The following is a 17038-nucleotide window of genomic DNA, read 5'->3' on the forward strand; positions in this document are numbered from 1 at the left end:
ACCCGAGTGGATCAAGACCGGCAGCGGGTCAGCCCAGGAGGCCGGCGTCGCGGGCGGCGCGCAGCGACGGCTTGATGTGGTGGGTAGGCCCAACCTGACCGGCCACCGCGTCGATGGTCTTCAGACCCTCGCCGGTGTTGAACACCACGGTCTCCGCCGTCGGGTCGAGCCGGCCGGACTCGACCAACTTGCGCAGCACCGCCACTGTCACCCCACCGGCGGTCTCCGCGAAGACGCCGGTGGTGCGGGCCAGGTCGCGGATGCCCGCCCGGATCTCGTCGTCGTCGGCGTACTCCATCCAACCGCCGGTGCGACGGACCGCCTCCAACGCGTAGAGGCCGGCGGCGGGGTCGCCGATGTTGAGCGACTTGGCGATGCCGGTGGGCTTGACCGGGGTGATCGTGTCGGTGTCGGCGTGCAGGGCCGTGGCGATCGGGTTGCACCCGGCGGACTGCGCGCCGAAGACCTTCCAGCCGCCGGCCGGCGCCTCGACCAGACCGATCTCCACCAGCTCGGAGAACGCCTTGTCAATCTTGGTGAGCAGCTCGCCGCTGGCCATCGGGATCACCACCTGCGCCGGGATCCGCCAACCGAGCTGCTCGGCCACCTCGTAGCCGAGCGTCTTGGAGCCCTCCGCGTAGTACGGGCGGACGTTCACGTTGACGAACGCGGTGTCCTCGAACTCGTCGGTCTCCACCAGCTCGCCACAGAGCCGGTTGACGTCGTCGTACGAGCCGTCGATGGCGACCAGCTCGCCCCCGTAGACGGCAGTGGTGATGACCTTGCCCTGCTCCAGGTCGCTGGGGATGAAGACCACCGAGGGCACCCCGGCGCGGGCGGCGTGCGCGGCCACCGAGTTGGCCAGGTTGCCGGTCGACGCGCAGGCGAACCGGGTGAAGCCGAGCGCCTTCGCGGCGGTGAGCGCCACCGAGACGACCCGGTCCTTGAACGAGTGGGTGGGGTTGGCACTGTCGTCCTTGACCCAGAGCTGCGCGGTGATGCCCAGCTCGGCGGCAAGGTGCGGGGCCGCCACCAGCGGGGTCAACCCCGGGTCGAGGGTGACCCGGCTGGCCGGGTCCTGACCGGCGGGGAGCAGTGCGGCGTACCGCCAGATGTTCTTCGGCCCGGCCTCGATCTGCTCGCGGGTGACCGCCGCCAGGGCGGCCGTGTCGTAGTCGACCTCCAACGGGCCGAAACACTCGTAGCAGGCGTGCTGGGCGGCGAGCGGGTAGCGCGCCGAACAGGCGCGACAGACCAGGGCGCGGGCGGGGCTGGCGGAGGTGTCGATGCCGGAGGCGGCGAGCGTCGACGTCATGTCGAGAGTCCTCTCATCTTTCCCCGCATCGCACGGTGCGGCGGGGACGGAATTGGCACCTGCCCCGCGGGTCGCTCAGCGGTGAGCGCGCGGGGTGGTTGCCGGGGCGTCGTCGGGCCGTATCCCTCAGCCCCTCTGGATGAGGTATGCAGTTGTGTCGTCGAGTCTAGGCAAAGCCGGGCGCGGCCTCCAGGGCAGATCCCAGGTAGTGGGTCAGCGGACGCTCACCGCTGCGGGGTCGGTCACCGCGATCGGGTCCGTGACCGCTGTGGTCCGGGGCAGTGCCGCGGCTCGGGTCCGGGGCCGGGTGGCGAGGTTCGCGGCGACCAGGGCGGCGATCGTGATGGCGGCCCCGACCAGCTCGACGGGCTCCGGGCGGTAGCCGCGGGCGATCTGCACCGCGAACGTGGTCACCGGGACCAGGTTCATGAACAACGCGGCGTTGGCGGCACCGAGTCGCTGCACGCCGGTGTTCCAGGCCAGGACCGCGACCACGGCGCCGAGGATCACCGCGTACGCCAGTTGCGGGGTGACCGCCACGAGGTCGGCGGCGGCCGGCGCGTGCTGCCAGCCGACGGCGTCGGCGCCGATGCTCGCGGCCAGCATCGCGGCCGTGCCGGCGAGTGCGGTCAGCGTGGTGAAGCGCAGCGGCGACCACTCGCCGAAGCGGCTGGCACCGTGCGTGTAGATGCCCCAGCCGAGCACCGCGCCGATCATCATCAGCCCACCGAGACCGAACTGACCGAGCCCGCTCAGGCTCCCGCGGGTGATCACCAGGCCGACACCGAGGAGCGCCACCAGGGAGAGGCCCAGCAGGAGCGGCTTCGGGCGTACGCCGTCACGGGCCCAACGGACCAGTTGGGTGATCAAGGGGGTGGTGGCCACGAAGAGCGCGACCTGCTGCGGGGCGGCGTGTTCGAGGGCCAGGCTGGTGAGCAGGTTGAAGCCGGCGAAGCCGACCACTCCGAGCACCACCACCTCGGCCGTCCGGCCGCCCGACCGCAGCGCGCCGGCACCCTCCCGGAGCAGGAGGACGGCGACCAGGATGACGGCGGCGAGAAGGTAGCGGGCAGTGGTCAGGTTGAGCGGGTCGACCCGGGTCAGGGCGCTGGCCAGGACCGGGAACATCACTCCCCAGGCGAGCACGGCGAGCAGCGGGTAGGCGGCGGCGCGGGATCGCATCGTCAGCTCCAATGTTCGAGTATCGTCGAACCAACGGAACCGACAGTAGGAGCTTGTTCGATAATTGTCGAACAAGGGTTACACTGGTCACATGGAGCCGCACGAACCCGAACTGACCGCCGTACCGGTCACCGCCGTGCTGGCCGCACTCGCCGACGATGTGCGGTTGCAGATCGTCCGGGCGCTCGCCGAGGGCGGCGAGGCCGCCTGCGGCAGCTTCGACTTCGGCGTCTCCAAGGCGACCCGCAGCCACCACCTCAGGGTGCTGCGCGAGGCCGGCCTGACCCGCACCCGCGCCGCCGGCACCAGCCGCCTGGTCCGACTCCGCCGCGACGAGCTGAACAAGCTCTACCCCGGCCTCCTGGACGCGGTCCTCAGCCCTCGCCCGCCGGCCTGACCCCCGCCACCACCGTCGCCGAGCGCGTCGCCGGAGCCGCCTCGTCGAGGCCCCGGCGACGCGCGGCACACGTGCGGTCAGACAGCCACCGAGCTGGGTTCGACCGCCGAGGCGGGCGCTGGTGCCGACGGGGAGTCGGTGCGACGCCGGGCGAACAACGTGTCGAGCGCCCAGGCGCCGGGGCCGAGGGCCGCTATCAGCAGGAACGACCAGCAGAAGAGGGCGGACAGCTCGCCCCCGTTCTGCATGGGCAGCAGGTGATCCGGCTGGTGCACCACGAAGTAGGCGTACGCCATCGAGCCGGATGCCAGCAGAGCGGCGGGTCGGGTGAAGAGCCCGGCCAGCACCAGCACGCCGCAGACCAACTGGATCAGGGCGGCCCACCAGCCCGGCCAGGTGCCGAGCGGTACCGCCTTGCCGGTCATCGGGTTGCCGCCGAACAACCCGAAGACCGAGGTCAGGCCGTGCAACGTGAACAGCAGGCCGATCACGATGCGGAACAGGGACAGGGTCGGCCCGCCGAGCCGAGAGACGTTCATGGGACCTCCATTGAGGTGAATGGATGGATCCCGTCCATCGTGACGCATGGTTACATCGAAGTTAATAAATTCCTTGCTGGTGGGAAGATCCCCGGTTGAAATATGTCGGGGCCACGCCCGCCGGTGACGAGCAGGCGGGGCGGCGAACGCGTAGTGCCGAGGCTCTGAGCTGCGGCTGCGCGGGAAAACCGACCTCAGCACGGCGCTGGTCGCGCCATGGGAGCGCTCCCGAATGACGGTACAGCCCACCAGGCGGTGCGCGCAGCCCGCCGACCCTGCCGCCGTTGCAGACAACCGGCCGACCCCGATGATCGACTCGGCTTCCTTGAAGGCGCGGTATCCCGAGGCCAGGATGCCCGGGGTTCAGGGAAACCGAGTCGATCAAAGCGGCTCGGCGGCCGGGACGGGCAGGGTGGGCAGCGACGGGACGCCTCCGTGCGCGAGGATCGGTGGATGATCTCCCGGAAGATGGCAGCACGACGGGCCGGCCGGTCGCTCGCGGTGGTCGCGTCAGCGCTGGCGCTCGGCGCCTGCGTACCCGGCGATCATCGCGGCCAGTCCGGGGACCCCCCGAGCCCGCCGCCGAGCGCACCCGGTGTGTCGACGAGCCCGTCCGCGAGCACCGACCCGCTGGCCGAGTGCCCGGCGTCCGGCGTCCGGATCCGGTCGACCGGGTCGGACGCCGCGATGGGGCTTCGCGCCCTCGGCCTGGAGCTGGTCAACTGCGGCGACCGCCCCTACCAGCTCAACGGTTACCCGGTGCTGCACGTCTACGACGAGCAGCGCGAGCCGATCATGCTGCGCGTGGTCAACGGCGCCAAGGAGATCACCTCGGGCTTCGACCAGCCGCCCCGGAAGGTCGCTCTCGCCCCCGACGAGCGGGCCACCGCCGTGGTGCTCTGGCGCAACCTGGTCACCGACTCGACAGTGGTGGCCACCAACGGAGAGTTCCTGACGGTGGCCCCCGCGGCCGGCCAACCTCCCCACGAGGTCGACCCGGACGGGCCGGTCGACCTGGGCAACACCGGCCGGATCGGCGTCAGCGCCTGGAAGAAGGCCGACCCGTCCGCGCCGGTGCCGTCCCGGCCGGCCCCGCCGCCGGCACCGAGCGCGGTGCCGTCGTCGGTGAGTCCACCCGACAGTCGGCTGTGACCCCGGCCCGTCAGCTGGTGATGTCCTTGCGGGTGAAGCGCCAGAACGCCAACCCCCAGAACAGCGTCGCGTAGCTGATCGCCGAGATGCAGCCGCGTACCACGTCGTCGGTCTGCACCGGGGTCGAGAGCAACCCCAGCCAGGCGGTGCTGAAGTGGGTGGGCAGGAAGTCGCGTACCGCGCCCAGGGCGGTGATCTGGTCCAGGATGCTGGACAGGATCCACAGCAGCACCGCACCACCCACCGCGCCCAACGCGGCGTCCGTGGTCACCGACAGCAGGAACGCCAGCCCGGCCACCACCAGGAGTACGACCGCCAGATAGCCGAGCACCGCCAGCAACCGGAGCAGCCCCTCGGTGGGTTCCAGCTCGGCGGCGACAGTGCTGCGCAGCGGCGACCAGCCGTAGCGCAGGGTCCCTGCCAGCAGCGCGGTGCCGGCCAGCAGGATCAGGGCCAGCCCCGAGTACGCGAGCGCGACCACCAGCTTCACCGTCAGCAACCTGGCCCGGGGCACCGGGATCGCCAGCAGGTAGCGCAGGCTGCCCCAGCTCGCCTCACTGGCGACGGTGTCGCCGCAGAACAGCGCGACCACCACCACCAGCAGGAACGACGCCGAGACGAAGATCGAGAACAGGGTGAAGTTGAGGCCACCCGAGGTGGCCAGCTCGACCAGGCTGGAGAACTCGTTGCGACCGTTGTCGTCGTCGCCGCCCGAGTCGAACTGGAACGCGATCAGGATGATCAGCGGCAGCAGCACCATGAACCCGAGCGCCAGCTGGGTGCGCCGCCGGGACGCCTGCCGCCGGAACTCCGCCGCGAAGGGCATGGTGGCCGACGGCCGGTAACCGCGGGCCGCACCGGCCGGGTCGGTCACGCCCAGCGGCGTCTCGACGGAAGAGCCTGCCATCACCGGTCACCGCTTCCCCGAGAGTTCTCGCCCACCAGGGCGAGGAACGCGTCCTCCAGGCGCCGCCGGGGCACCACCCGGTCCACTCCGATGCCGGCGCGCACCAGCTCGGCCACCACCTCGCTGCGGGCCGTGCCGTTGGTGTCGACCACCAACTGGCCGTCGCTCTCCGGCAGGACCCGGACCCCGTGCAGCCGGTCCAGCACCGCGCGCGCCGCCACCGGGTCGGTGACGTCGAACAGCACGCTCGGCGACTCGCCCACGATCTCCTCCACCGGCCCGGACGCCACGATCCGGCCCTTGTTGACCACCACCGCGTGCGTGCAGGTCTGCTCCACCTCGGCCAGCAGGTGGCTGGAGACCAGCACCGCGCGCCCGTCCGTGGCGTAGCGCTGGAGCACCCGGCGCATCTCGGCGATCTGCGGCGGGTCGAGCCCGTCGGTCGGCTCGTCCAACACCAGCAGCTCGGGAAGACCGAGCATGGCCTGGGCGATGGCGAGGCGCTGACGCATCCCGTGGCTGTAGTTCTTGATCTTCCGGTGCACCGAGTCGCCCAGTCCGGCGATCTCCAACGCCGCGTCGAACTGCGCGTCCTCCCACGGCCGTCCGGTGGCCCGCCAGTACGCCTTGAGGTTGTCCAGACCCGACAGGTGCGGCAGGAAGCCGGGGCCCTCCACCAGCGCGCCGATCCGGGACAGCACCGGCGAGCCGGGCACCAACCGGCGACCGAAGACGTAGATCTCCCCGGCGGTCGGCTGGGTCAGCCCCATCAGCACCCGCAGGGTGGTGGTCTTGCCGGCGCCGTTCGGCCCGAGCAGACCCACCACCTGACCTGGGTGCACCTCGAAGTCCACGTTCGACACCGCGACGAAGCCGTCCGCGTACTCCTTGCGCAGTGCGCGCACGGCCAGCGGGGTGTCCGCGTACTCCGGGTGCACCGAGCGGTCCTGGCGACGGTGCCGGCGGCGGACCACGGCGACGACCACGACGAGCCCGACCGCGATGGCGGCGAGCAGGCCGGCGAGCACCCAGCGCCAGAGCGTCGCGGCGGTGGGGATCGGCTCGCCGCTGACCGTGGGCAGGGTGACAGCGCCGTCCACCGCCACCGTGTAGACGGTGGGCTGGGCGGGCGTGGTGTACGCCTGGTCGGAGGTGGCCACGACGAGGCGCAGCCGGTGGCCGGCCTCCACCCGTCGGACGATCCCGGGCAGCGTCACGGTGACCGGGCGGGCGTCCTGCACCTGCTGCGGCAGGCCGGTGAGCCGGATCGGGGCGACCAGCCCGTTCGGCAGGGTGGCCGCGCCGTCCGGGTCGACGTCGTAGAGCTTGACGAAGAGCACCGCCTCGCCGGTGGGCGACGCGGCCCGCACGGTGACGGTCGGCGCACCGGCAACGTCCACCGCCTCGGTCAGCGGCGTCGACTCGAACCGGGCGTGCTGGCCGGGCACGTCACCGGCCACGCCGTCCAGCAGCGAGGCGAGCCCGCCGGCGAACGGGATCGAGGAGATCGCGGCCGGGTTGCCGTTGGGCGGGTTGGCGATCGGCTGGGCCGGGCCGGCGACCGGGATCTCCCGGCGGGCGTTGCCGGTCAGGCCCGGGTAGTCGGCGCGGCGGAAGCCGGTGGCGACGAGACCCCTGTCGAGCGCGTCGAAGCCGGCGATCCGCGACCAGGTGAAGTCGTCGCCGGGCGCGTCGCCCTCGCCCTTGACGTAGTGGTCGAGCCACTGGACGGTCAGGAACTTCACCCGGTCTTCGTCCGAGCGGGGTCCACTGCCACCGTCGTGCCCGCCGGTGAACCAGGCGACCCGCACCGGGGTGCCGGCGGCGGCGATGCCGCGCGCGTTGGCGTCCGCCTCAGCGAGCGGGAAGAGGGTGTCCGCCTCACCCTGCACCAGCAGGGTGGGCGCCTTGATCCGGTCCAGGACACCCGCCGGGCTGGATCGGCGCAGCAGGTCCACGGCGGCCTGGTCGGCCTGACCGGTGGTGGCGATCCGCAGGTACGCGGCGCACACGGCGGCGGCGAACCGGCCGCAGGACGGGTCGGCGGCACCGGCCGGGGCGCCACCGGGACCGGTGCCCGGGCCAGCGCCCGGCCCGGGGCTGGGCGGACCGGCCGACTCCGGGGCTCCCTGCGGCTGGGCGGCGGTCGCACCGGACAGCCCGGCCGGCCCGGAACCCACGTTGCCGCCGCCACCGAAGAACAGACCGGCCCAGCCCTTCTTGAACACGCCCTCGGTCGGCGCTCCACCGGTGCTCTCCGGCAGGAAGGCACGCGACAGGTCATTCCAGGTGATCATGGGGACGATCGCGTCGACCCGACTGTCCTGGGCGGCCAGCAGCAGTGCCAACCCGCCGCCGTACGAGCCGCCGACCACACCGACCTGCGGGTCACCGGCGGCGTTGGTGCGCACCTCCGGCCGAGCCGCCAACCAGTCCAGCAGCCGCTGAGCGTCGCGCACCTCGTGGTCCGGGCTGTCCAGGTGGATCTCACCGCCGCTGCGGCCGAAGCCCCGGGCCGTCCAGGTGAGCACCGCATAGCCGCGCCCGGCGAACTCCTCCGCGTCGGAGCGCACCGACTCCTTCGTGCCGCCGAACCCGTGTGCCAACAGCACCGCCGGCACCTTCCGCCCGGACGACGCGTCGTCGGGCAGGTAGAAGGTCGTGTCCAGGTCCACCGGCTGGTCGCCGGACGGTCCGGAGCGGACGGTGAGCATCGCGCTTTCGGTGCGTACGCCCGGCCCCTGCGGCCACACCGCCCAGGTCACGGCGGCGGCCAGCAGGACGACGACCGCCGCTGCGGCGATCGCGCGACGGCGGGTGGGCAGGGCACGCCGGAACCACGCGGCCGGCGACGGCGATGTCATGCGGCACACGGTACGGCCCGCAGCCTGAGCGTTGGCTGAGATCCGCCGTACGTCCGTCCGGTTGCCCCGATCGGTGTCGAGATGGGTGCGAGCGCGCAACGTCGGACGCGGCACAGTGAGTTGACTTCGGATTCCGTGAATTCCGATCTATGCCGGATATCCACCTCGATCCCTCCATGTCACACCCATCGACGAAACAAAGTGGGCCGGAGGCGCGGACAAATGCTGACATTGCTCGAACTGACGCGAACCTGACTCGCCGACTGAGGTCTGACTGGTAGGCGGTTCGATTAGTTTTCCGGTCCGGTGCACGGGACTTTTCGGCTGACCCGAGACCGCGCCAATTCGCGCTTCCCCGCCGGAGGAGACACACATGACAGTCCCCGCGCCGCGGGCCCGTCGACGGCCGTCCACGCTGGGCCGACTGCTGCCGCTGCTGCTCGTCGGGGCACTACTGGCGCCCGTGGGTCTGCTCGTCACGTCTGCCTGGCAGCAGACCAGCGACGACCGGACCCTGGCCGCCCGCGAACGACTCGGCGTGCAGTACCTCGGTGCCCTGGCCGGGGTCACCGACGCCCTGGTCGAGGCCCAGTCGGCCGCGGTCAACGGTCGCCCCGTCGCCCGGGAGGCGTTGGACCAGGCGGTCGAGAAGGCCGCCGCCGTGGACGCCCGCATCGGCGTCGAGCTACTCAGCCAGGAGCGCTGGGCAGGGGTACGCGCCAAGCTGGAAGCACTGCGCGGCCGCAGCCCCGCCGACCCGGAGTCCGCCTACACCGCGTACGGCGAGGCCGCCGACCTGCTGCTGGCCCTGCACCGCAAGGTCCGGGAAAGCTCCGGGCTGGTACGCGACCCCGCAGTGGACTCCTTCTTCCTCCAGGACAGCGTCGGCGAGGAGCTGCCCGAGGCGGTGGTGGCCGCCGGCCGGCTCGCCGACCTGGGCACTCTGATCTCCCGCCGCCCCGCCGCCGAGCAACCCCGTGGCCTGATGGAGCTGACCGGCCTGCGGGTCACCGCCCTGGCGCCGGCCAACGACGTCGTGGACAACCTGCGCTCCGCCGTGGACGGCTCGGAGAGCACCGATCTCGGCGCGAACGTGCTGACCCCGCTCGACACCTACCAGCGCTCGGTGGAGGCGCTGGCTGCGTTCTCCACCCCCGGCCGCGGAGGCGTGGACCAGGGTCAGTTGGCTGCCGCCGGGCTCAACACGCACCGCGCGGCGCGCCAACTTCAGCCGGTCATCCTCGCCGAACTGGACGCCCTGCTGGTCGAGCGCATCGACGGGCTGGACCGGGACCGCTGGCTGACCATCGCCTCGGGGGTCGTCGCCGTGCTGTTGCTGGGCTGGCTCGCCGCACTGCTGATCGGTGCGGGTCGCCGGGCCCGACGCCGGGCCGCCCTGGCCACGACCCACACGGAAGCCCCCGACACCCCGTCCCGGGCAGACCCCTGGCAACCGGCCGCCTCCGAACCGCGAGAGCTGCAACCGACCGGCGCGCTCCGGGCCCCGGAGACCGCGCAGTGGGGGGCGTTCGATGCTGCTCGGTAGGCTCCGCATCCGCGGCAAGCTCGCGCTGCTCGTGGTGATCCCACTGCTCAGCATGGTCGGCCTGGCCGTGCCCGTGATGCTCGACCGGGTGGCCGCGGCACAGCGGGCCGGCGACACCGCCGACCGGGTACGACTCGCCAGTCGCGTCGGCAGCCTGGTCCAGGACCTCCAGCAGGAACGCATCCTCTCCGTCGGTTTCCTGCTCGGCCGGGTCGACCGGAGTGAGCTGATCCGCAAGTCCGCCGACGTGGACGACCGGGTGGCCGACCTGCGGGCCGACGGGAGTGACGCGCTGACCGACCGCGTCGACCGTGCCCTGGACGGTGTGTCCAGCCTCAGCGACCTGCGCACGGCAGTGCTGGCCCGGGCCGCGAACCCCGGGCAGGTGATGAACGCGTTCGGCCCGGTCAACGTGGGCATGATCGACTCGCTGCGGCTGGCGTTCGGTGTGGACACCGAGACGCAGGCGGGCCGTCAGGTGCTCGCCCTCGACGGGCTGCTCCGCGCCGACGAGGGCCTGGGCGCCTGCGCCACCCTGAGCGTGCTCGTCAAGGTCATCGGCAGCCCGGACACCAGCGCCGCCTACGTGGCGTGCATCGCCGCGCTCCAGGTCGACAGTCGGCGCTTCCGCGCCCTGATCACGCCCGAGCAGCTCGCGGTGGCCCAGCTCAACGACGCGGCGGTGGCCGCGCGTACCAGCCCCGACTTCCTGGTCACCAGCGCCCGGGACCCGGCCGGCGCGGTCCGCGACGTGCCGATCGAGGCGCTCTTCCCGGCCGTCCGCACGATGATCCGACTCGGCCAGTTCGTCGAGAAGAAACTGGTCGCCGACGTGCTCACCGAGGTGACCGCCGAGCAGCGCCGGGCGCTGACCGCCGCGTACCTGGTCGGTGCCGCGACGGTGCTGATCCTGATGCTGGTGGTGATGCTCAGTGCGGCGGTCGCACGGACGGTGGCCCGACCGCTGACCCGCCTCACCCGCTCGGCCGACCGCGTCGCCCGGGTCGCCGAGGCCGAGCTGGTCCGGGTCACCGACGACGAGACGGAGAGCCCACAAGCGGTCCGGCTGGAGCCGGTGGACGTCCGGGCCAACGACGAGATCGGCGACCTGGCGCGGGCCTTCGACCGGGTGCAGACCACCGCCGCGCGGCTGGTCGAGCGGCAGGTCGCCGGCCGACGCAACGTGGCGCAGATGTTCGGTCACGTCGGGCGGCGCACCCAGAACCTGGTGGGCCGGCAGATCGCCCTCATCGACCGGCTGGAGCAGCAGGAGGCCGACCCGGGCCGGCTGGAGCACCTGTACCGCCTCGACCACATCTCCAGCCGGCTGCGGCGCAACGCCGGCAGCCTGGTGGTGCTCTCCGGCGCGGCCGGGGCCGACGCGCACACCGCGCCGGTGCCGCTGGCCGACGTCGTCCGGTTGGCGCTGGGCGAGATCGAGGACTACACCCGGGTGGAGGTGCGGGTGCCGGCGGGCATCTCGGCCGCGCCGGCGGTGGTCGGTGACCTCATCCTGGCGCTGGCCGAGCTGATGGAGAACGCCACAGTCTTCTCCCCGCCGCACACCCGGGTGCTGGTTGCCGCCGAGGCGTCCGGCCTCGGCGCCCGGATCACCGTGGTGGACCACGGCATCGGCATGGGCGAGCAACGGCTGGCCGAGGAGAACGCCCGGCTCACCCGCCGGGAACGGCTCGACCTGGCACCGACCGAGGTGCTGGGCCTGTTCGTGGTGGGCCGGCTTGCCCGTCGCCACGGCTGGGAGGTGGGCCTGACCGCCACCGGCGGCGGTGGGGTGACCGCACACCTGGAGATCCCGTCGGCGTCACTGGTGCTGCGCCGCGCCGACCGGGCCGGGGCCGCCGTGGCCCGGGCTGCCGTGCCGGCACGGGACCGACGTACGGCCACCCCGGCGGTCGACGACCACGACACGCGGTCCCTCGCGACGGCCGTCGCCGCGCCGGCCCGCTTCGACTCGGACCTGCTCAGCCGAGCCACCCGCAGCCTGGAGGCCGGCCCGTCCTGGAACGCGTTCGGCCCCGGCCAGACGGAGCAGGTCGCTCCCGCACCCCAGGCGCCGGAGCCGTCGGGCACGCCGGCCGGGCCACGGGTCCGGCAGCGGGTGCCCGGGGCCAGCCTGCACGCCACCGCCGCGCCGACCCGGCCGGTGGACGCCACCGCCGCGGACCCCGCCGCCGCCCGCGCCCTGGTCGAGGCGTTCCAGGCCGGGGTACGCCGGGCCGAGGCCGCAGCCGGTGTCCGGTCGACCATGGCGGACCCGAGTGTGACCGTCGACCTGCCGAGCACACCGGGTGGCGCCGGCCCGACGGTGACGGACAACGCGGGACCGTCGGATGGCACGCCGGGTCGGGGCCGGCTGAGCCGGCGGGTGCCGGGGGCGAACCTGACCGCCATCCCGGCCTGCCAGCCGCCCAGTACGCACCTCGGTGACCCGGCCGAGGTCCGAGATCAGATCAGCGAGTTCGAGGAGGGCGTCGCCCGCGCTCTCCGCGAAGTCAGCCCAGACCACCGGAACGAAGAGGGATCATCACGGTGACCAGCCCCTTCCTGCACGACAACGTCGACCAGAGCCCGACCGGCGCCATCGGGGACCTCAGCCCGGAGGCTCGCACGTTCAACTGGCTGCTGGACTCCTTCACCTCCAGCACCGCCGGGGTCCTGGAGGCGATCGCGGTCTCCTCGGACGGCCTGCTGATGGCCATGTCGGCGATCAAGGATCGGTCCAACGCCGAGCGGTTGGCCGCCGTGGTCTCCGGAATGACCAGCCTCGCCGGTGGGGCGGCCAGTTGGTACGCGCTCGGCGGCCTGAACCGGGTGATCGTCGACATGGCCGACGGCTATCTGCTGATCAGCGCGATCAGCAGCGGTTCCGTGCTCGGGGTCGTCGCAGACCGGTCGGCCAACCTGGGCACCGTCGCGTACGAGATGACGCTCTTCGCCGGGCGGGCCGGTGGCGCCCTGACCCCGCGGTTGATCGTCGAGTTGAAGAACGCCGTCCAACAATGACCCCCGAGGTCGCCGGCGAGGATCCGGACCCGGACCCCCGGGTCCGGATCCGCCCGTACCTGCGCGCGTTCTCCCCGACCGGGGAGAGCGTGGCGGCCCCGGCGCTGCCCGAGCCGGAGGAGGGCGGCGGTGGGCCGGCCGGTCCCCGTCCATTCGTGCTCACCTCAGGGCGGGTGGCGGGTGCCGATCCGGCGATCGGGCTGGAGACGCAGGTGACGGTCCGCCCGGACAGCGGCTGGTGGAGCAGCCCTCCCGGGGTCCTGATGGCACCGGAGATCCAGGCGATCATCGCGCTCTGCGCCGAGCCGATCTCGGTGGCCGAGATCTCGGCCCGCACCCGGCTGCACTTCGGGGTGACGCGGGTCCTGGTCGGTGACCTCCGGGCGGCCGGGCACCTGGACGTGCACGTCACCGACACCGACGACGCTCTCGACCCCAACCTCATCCTGCGAGTGATTGATGGACTCCGTGCGATCTCCTGAATGGCCGGTCGCCCCGCTCGGCGGGGTCGCCGCGAACAGCGCCGCCGCCCGGTACGGCATGTCATCGGGCACCGGGCCGATCGTCGGGCGGGCCGGGCCGCCGTCGAGCGCACCGCCGCCGCCGTACCAGCCTCCGTCCGCTACGCGGGCGTCATCGCCGCCGGTCGGAAGACCCGCCGCGCCGCCGGTCCCGGTCAAGATTCTGGTTGCCGGCGGCTTCGGGGTGGGCAAAACGACCACAGTGGGCGCGATCTCGGAGATCGCGCCCCTGACCACCGAGGCCGAGATGACCACCGCCGGGATCGGCGTGGACGACCCGGGCGCCCGATCATCCAAGACCACCACCACGGTGGCCATGGACTTCGGCTGCGTGACCATCGACCGCAGCCTCAAGCTCTACCTGTTCGGCACGCCGGGGCAGTCCCGTTTCGGCTTCATGTGGGACGACCTCGCCCGGGGTGCGCTCGGCGCCCTGGTGGTGGTGGACAGCGCCCGGCTGGACGACTGCTTCCCTGCGATCGACTTCTTCGAGCGGGCCGGGTTGCCGTTCGTCGTCGGGGTCAACGCCTTCGACGGGCGGCTGGCCCTGGAACTCGGCGAGATCCGCTGGGCGCTGGCCATCGGCGACCACGTTCCCCTGGTGCAGTTCGACGCCCGGGACCGGCTCTCGGTGCGGGACGCCCTGCTGGTCGTCCTGGACCGTGCGCTGGACAGGGCTACGCGGGACCGGAGGGCCTGAGCTGACCGGCTCCGGCCGTGGCGGGAAGGAGGTCTGTGGTGAGGGGTGACCTGGACGAGACGCTGGCCCGACTGGCCCGGCGCGAGGAGGCACTACGCCGACGGGTCAACGACCGTGCCGACACCACACCGCCCTCGGGTCAGCCCGAGCTCGCGCGCGGCGACGAGCGCGATGCGGTGCCGGGCGGCCACGGTCCCCGCCACGCGGGGGCGGACCCCTCGGCCGACGTGACCGGTTGGGGGCCGGTCGAGGAGGTGGCCGAGGCGGTGCGTCAGATCGTCGGCGCCCACCCGGGGCTGGCGGTGACCGTGCACGTGGAGCACGCCGGGCGGACGTACCCGTTGCGGGTTTCCTGGGACGGGCCGGACGTCACGGTCGGGCCGGTGCCCCCGGCGGCACCGCCGGTGGCACCGGTGACACCTCCACCGACCTGGCCGCTGTCCGGCCGGACCGTTCCCGGCTGGGCACCCGGCCCGAACGGGTTGGCCCCGGACCCGGCGGCACGGCTGGCCGAGCTGATCCGACGGGACCCGTCGCTGTTGGACGAGCTGGATCCGCGGCGCTGACCGGCAAGGCTGGCTGTCGGCGGCTACGGTCGGGCAGTGGCGCAACCCGACCTGACCTTGACCGCGAGCCTTCGGCCGGCCGCGCTGGACGCCCGACGGGGCATCGTCCGGCTGCACCCGGAGGCGCTGACCGCGCTGGGGCTGCGCCCCGGCGACCCGGTCCGGCTTGTCGGCCGCCGAGAGACAGCCGGGATCGTGGCGGCGGCTGCGCCGGGCGCGAGCAGCGCCCTGCTGTACGCCGACGACCTGATCCTGGGCAACCTGGGCCTGCGCGACGGCGGTCAGGTGCTCCTCACTCCGGTGCCGCTGACCCCGGCGGGCCGGGTCGTCCTGGCCGGCCCGGTGGAGGTGGTCGCGGCGGTCAGCCCGGAGATGCTCCGGCTCGCCCTGCTGGGCAAGGTGCTCACCGCGGGCGACGACGTGTCGCTGCTGCCGCAGGACGTGCTGCCGGACGCGTCGGTGCGCAGCCTGGTCGAGGCGGCTCGACGCAGCCTGGCCAACACGGTCGGCTTCGCCTGGACCAGCACCCTGCTCACCGTGGTCGCGATCGAACCTTCGGCCGGCGCTCTGGTCACCATGAACACGGTGATCGCCTGGGAGCATGGCGCGACCACCCACGGCGGGCCCACCCCGGTCGACACCGAGCCTGGCCGGCCGCGCGGGGCGACCGACGCGACGCCGGCGGCCGACATGCCGGACGACGCGCCGGACGTGGACGAGCTGCCCGGGCTGCGGGCCCAGGCCGAGGAGCTGACCGAGCTGCTCGACCTCGGTTTCCACCACCGGGAGGTGCTGGGCCGGCTGGGCACCACCATCTCGTTGGGCGTGCTGCTCGTCGGCCCGGCGGGCTCGGGAAAGTCGGCGCTCGTCCACGCCGTTGCCGCCCGGGTGGGTGCCCGCGTCCATCCGCTCTGGGCGCCCGAGGTGGCCGCGTTGACCAACCAGGCCGCAGCCGACCGGTTGCGCGGCGCGGCGGCGAAAGCCCGGGACGGCGGGCCGGCGGTGCTGCTGGTCAGCGACGTCGAGGCGCTCGCGCCAGCGGAGAGTCCCGGCCCGGTGGCGACGGTGTTCCGCCAGGTGCTCACCGAGTGCATTCGAGCCGGCGTCGCCGTGGTCTGCACCACCAGCCGACCGGAGGCGGCCGATCCCGCACTGCGCGCGCCTGACCTGCTGTCGCTGCGGATCAGCATCCCGCTCCCCGATCAGGCGCTGCGCCGCGAACAACTCACAGTGCTCACCCGGCAGGTGCCGTTGGCCGACGACGTCCGGCTGGACGAGGTGGCCGCGCGTACCCCCGGGTTCGTCGCGGCGGACCTGGCCGCGCTGGTCCGGGAGGCCGGGGTACGCGCGGCGCTGCGGCAGAAGTCCGCCGAGACGCCCACGGTGTCGATGGCCGACTTCAGCGCTGCACTGGAGGTGGTCCGGCCGACCACGATGGCCGCGTCCACACTGGATCTGGCCTCGGTGACCCTCGACGACGTGGGCGGCCTGGACGAGGTCAAGCAGACCTTGACCGAGTCGGTGCTGTGGCCGTTGACCTACCCGGACACGTTCGCCCGGCTCGGGGTGCAGCCGCCACGCGGCGTGCTGCTCTACGGGCCGCCGGGCTGCGGCAAGACCTATCTGGTGACCGCGCTGGCCGGGTCGGGGCGGGCCAACGTGCTGTCGGTGAAGGGCGCGGAGCTGCTCTCCAAGTGGGTCGGCGAGAGCGAGCGCGCGGTCCGGGAGCTGTTCCGCCGTGCTCGCGAGGCGGCTCCCACCCTGATCTTCCTGGACGAGGTGGACGCGCTGGCCCCGGTACGCGGCCAGGCCACCGACGGTGGCACCACGGACCGGGTGGTCGCCGCGCTGCTCACCGAACTGGACGGGGTGGAGACGCTGCGCAACGTGGTGGTGGTCGGTGCGACGAACCGGCCGGACCTGGTCGACCCGGCGCTGCTGCGACCAGGCCGGTTGGGACGGCTGGTCTACGTGCCACCGCCGGACGGGCCGGCCCGCTCGGAGATCCTGCGGGCCGCGTCCCGACAGGTGCCACTGGCCCCGGACGTCGACCTGGCCGCCCTCGGCGACGAGCTGACCGGCTTCTCCGCGGCGGACTGCGCGGCGCTGGTCCGGGAGGCGGCGCTGGCCGCGATGCGTGAGTCGCTCGCCGCCGCCACGGTGACCGCCGAACACGTCGCGGTCGCGCGAGCGCGGGTACGCCCGTCACTCGACCCGGCCCAGGTCGCCTGGTTGGCCGCGTACGCCGCCAACCGGGAGTGATCAGAGAAGGACAACCTTTCGTAACACCCCGAGCGTTCCTAGGACGTCATTTTCCTCAGTGGA

At 73.0% G+C, this 17038-nt stretch carries 14 protein-coding genes and 1 riboswitch; of the genes, 9 read left to right on the top strand and 5 right to left on the bottom strand.

Annotated elements, in window-relative coordinates; genetic code table 11:
• Positions 1-28: 28 nt before the first annotated feature.
• Complete coding sequence (gene thrC, locus KBX46_RS04825) at positions 29-1315, bottom strand: threonine synthase (RefSeq protein WP_210791151.1); 1287 nt, start codon at positions 1313-1315, stop codon at positions 29-31.
• A 10-nt stretch (positions 1316-1325) separates the two neighbouring features.
• Positions 1326-1461, bottom strand: a riboswitch (SAM riboswitch).
• Positions 1462-1528: 67 nt separating this feature from the next.
• Positions 1529-2497, bottom strand: coding sequence for a DMT family transporter (locus KBX46_RS04830; protein ID WP_210791153.1), 969 nt, complete (start codon positions 2495-2497; stop codon positions 1529-1531).
• Between the two features lie 91 nt (positions 2498-2588).
• Here KBX46_RS04830 and KBX46_RS04835 point away from each other — a divergent pair, with 91 nt between their 5' ends.
• Positions 2589-2894, top strand: coding sequence for a helix-turn-helix transcriptional regulator (locus KBX46_RS04835; RefSeq protein WP_088950428.1), 306 nt, complete (start codon positions 2589-2591; stop codon positions 2892-2894).
• A 77-nt stretch (positions 2895-2971) separates the two neighbouring features.
• On the opposite strand, the gene KBX46_RS04840 is transcribed toward KBX46_RS04835, so the two are convergent.
• Complete coding sequence (locus tag KBX46_RS04840) at positions 2972-3433, bottom strand: DoxX family protein (protein WP_210791155.1); 462 nt, start codon at positions 3431-3433, stop codon at positions 2972-2974.
• 453 nt (positions 3434-3886) lie between these two features.
• Between KBX46_RS04840 and KBX46_RS04845 the strand changes: the two genes are divergently transcribed.
• Positions 3887-4585 (top strand): DUF4232 domain-containing protein, encoded by a 699-nt coding sequence (locus KBX46_RS04845; protein ID WP_247666971.1) that lies wholly within the window; start codon positions 3887-3889, stop codon positions 4583-4585.
• A 10-nt stretch (positions 4586-4595) separates the two neighbouring features.
• On the opposite strand, the gene KBX46_RS04850 is transcribed toward KBX46_RS04845, so the two are convergent.
• Together KBX46_RS04850 and KBX46_RS04855 are read right to left on the bottom strand one after the other, a co-directional pair.
• On the bottom strand, positions 4596-5492 hold the full coding sequence (locus KBX46_RS04850; RefSeq protein ID WP_088950431.1) for an ABC transporter permease: 897 nt from the start codon (positions 5490-5492) through the stop codon (positions 4596-4598).
• On the bottom strand, positions 5492-8356 hold the full coding sequence (locus KBX46_RS04855; RefSeq protein ID WP_210791165.1) for an alpha/beta fold hydrolase: 2865 nt from the start codon (positions 8354-8356) through the stop codon (positions 5492-5494). Before KBX46_RS04855 ends, KBX46_RS04850 begins: the two co-directional genes overlap by 1 nt.
• A gap of 373 nt (positions 8357-8729) precedes the next feature.
• Here KBX46_RS04855 and KBX46_RS04860 point away from each other — a divergent pair, with 373 nt between their 5' ends.
• The 7 genes from KBX46_RS04860 to KBX46_RS04890 are packed head-to-tail and all read left to right on the top strand — an operon-like array spanning position 8730 to position 16975.
• Entirely contained in the window at positions 8730-9902 is a 1173-nt protein-coding gene (locus KBX46_RS04860; RefSeq protein WP_210791167.1) for a hypothetical protein, read from the top strand.
• Positions 9889-12456 carry a nitrate- and nitrite sensing domain-containing protein gene (locus tag KBX46_RS04865; RefSeq protein ID WP_210791169.1) on the top strand — a complete coding sequence of 856 codons (2568 nt, stop codon included), beginning with the start codon at positions 9889-9891 and terminating at the stop codon, positions 12454-12456. The genes KBX46_RS04860 and KBX46_RS04865 overlap by 14 nt, the downstream gene beginning before the upstream one ends.
• The gene (locus KBX46_RS04870) at positions 12453-12926 is read left to right on the top strand and encodes a roadblock/LC7 domain-containing protein (RefSeq protein WP_088950435.1); all 474 of its coding nucleotides are present in this window, start codon (positions 12453-12455) and stop codon (positions 12924-12926) included. The genes KBX46_RS04865 and KBX46_RS04870 overlap by 4 nt, the downstream gene beginning before the upstream one ends.
• Entirely contained in the window at positions 12923-13408 is a 486-nt protein-coding gene (locus tag KBX46_RS04875; RefSeq protein WP_088950436.1) for a DUF742 domain-containing protein, read from the top strand. Before KBX46_RS04870 ends, KBX46_RS04875 begins: the two co-directional genes overlap by 4 nt.
• On the top strand, positions 13386-14147 hold the full coding sequence (locus KBX46_RS04880) for an ATP/GTP-binding protein (RefSeq protein WP_172862120.1): 762 nt from the start codon (positions 13386-13388) through the stop codon (positions 14145-14147). The genes KBX46_RS04875 and KBX46_RS04880 overlap by 23 nt, the downstream gene beginning before the upstream one ends.
• Positions 14148-14185: 38 nt before the next feature.
• Positions 14186-14713 carry a hypothetical protein gene (locus tag KBX46_RS04885; protein ID WP_210791171.1) on the top strand — a complete coding sequence of 176 codons (528 nt, stop codon included), beginning with the start codon at positions 14186-14188 and terminating at the stop codon, positions 14711-14713.
• Between the two features lie 36 nt (positions 14714-14749).
• Positions 14750-16975, top strand: coding sequence for an AAA family ATPase (locus tag KBX46_RS04890; protein WP_210791173.1), 2226 nt, complete (start codon positions 14750-14752; stop codon positions 16973-16975).
• Positions 16976-17038: the final 63 nt, after the last annotated feature.

The sequence above is a fragment of the Micromonospora sp. C81 genome (assembly GCF_018070425.1).
Taxonomy (GTDB): domain Bacteria; phylum Actinomycetota; class Actinomycetes; order Mycobacteriales; family Micromonosporaceae; genus Micromonospora; species Micromonospora zamorensis.

Excerpts from the sequence above, each read along its gene's own strand:
- thrC (WP_210791151.1), bottom strand. The coding sequence starts at position 1,315 with ATGACGTCGACGCTCGCCGCCTCCGGCATCGACACCTCCGCCAGCCCC.
- KBX46_RS04830 (WP_210791153.1), bottom strand. The coding sequence starts at position 2,497 with ATGCGATCCCGCGCCGCCGCCTACCCGCTGCTCGCCGTGCTCGCCTGG.
- KBX46_RS04835 (WP_088950428.1), top strand. The coding sequence starts at position 2,589 with ATGGAGCCGCACGAACCCGAACTGACCGCCGTACCGGTCACCGCCGTG.
- KBX46_RS04840 (WP_210791155.1), bottom strand. The coding sequence starts at position 3,433 with ATGAACGTCTCTCGGCTCGGCGGGCCGACCCTGTCCCTGTTCCGCATC.
- KBX46_RS04845 (WP_247666971.1), top strand. The coding sequence starts at position 3,887 with ATGATCTCCCGGAAGATGGCAGCACGACGGGCCGGCCGGTCGCTCGCG.
- KBX46_RS04850 (WP_088950431.1), bottom strand. The coding sequence starts at position 5,492 with ATGGCAGGCTCTTCCGTCGAGACGCCGCTGGGCGTGACCGACCCGGCC.
- KBX46_RS04855 (WP_210791165.1), bottom strand. The coding sequence starts at position 8,356 with ATGACATCGCCGTCGCCGGCCGCGTGGTTCCGGCGTGCCCTGCCCACC.
- KBX46_RS04860 (WP_210791167.1), top strand. The coding sequence starts at position 8,730 with ATGACAGTCCCCGCGCCGCGGGCCCGTCGACGGCCGTCCACGCTGGGC.
- KBX46_RS04865 (WP_210791169.1), top strand. The coding sequence starts at position 9,889 with ATGCTGCTCGGTAGGCTCCGCATCCGCGGCAAGCTCGCGCTGCTCGTG.
- KBX46_RS04875 (WP_088950436.1), top strand. The coding sequence starts at position 12,923 with ATGACCCCCGAGGTCGCCGGCGAGGATCCGGACCCGGACCCCCGGGTC.
- KBX46_RS04880 (WP_172862120.1), top strand. The coding sequence starts at position 13,386 with ATGGACTCCGTGCGATCTCCTGAATGGCCGGTCGCCCCGCTCGGCGGG.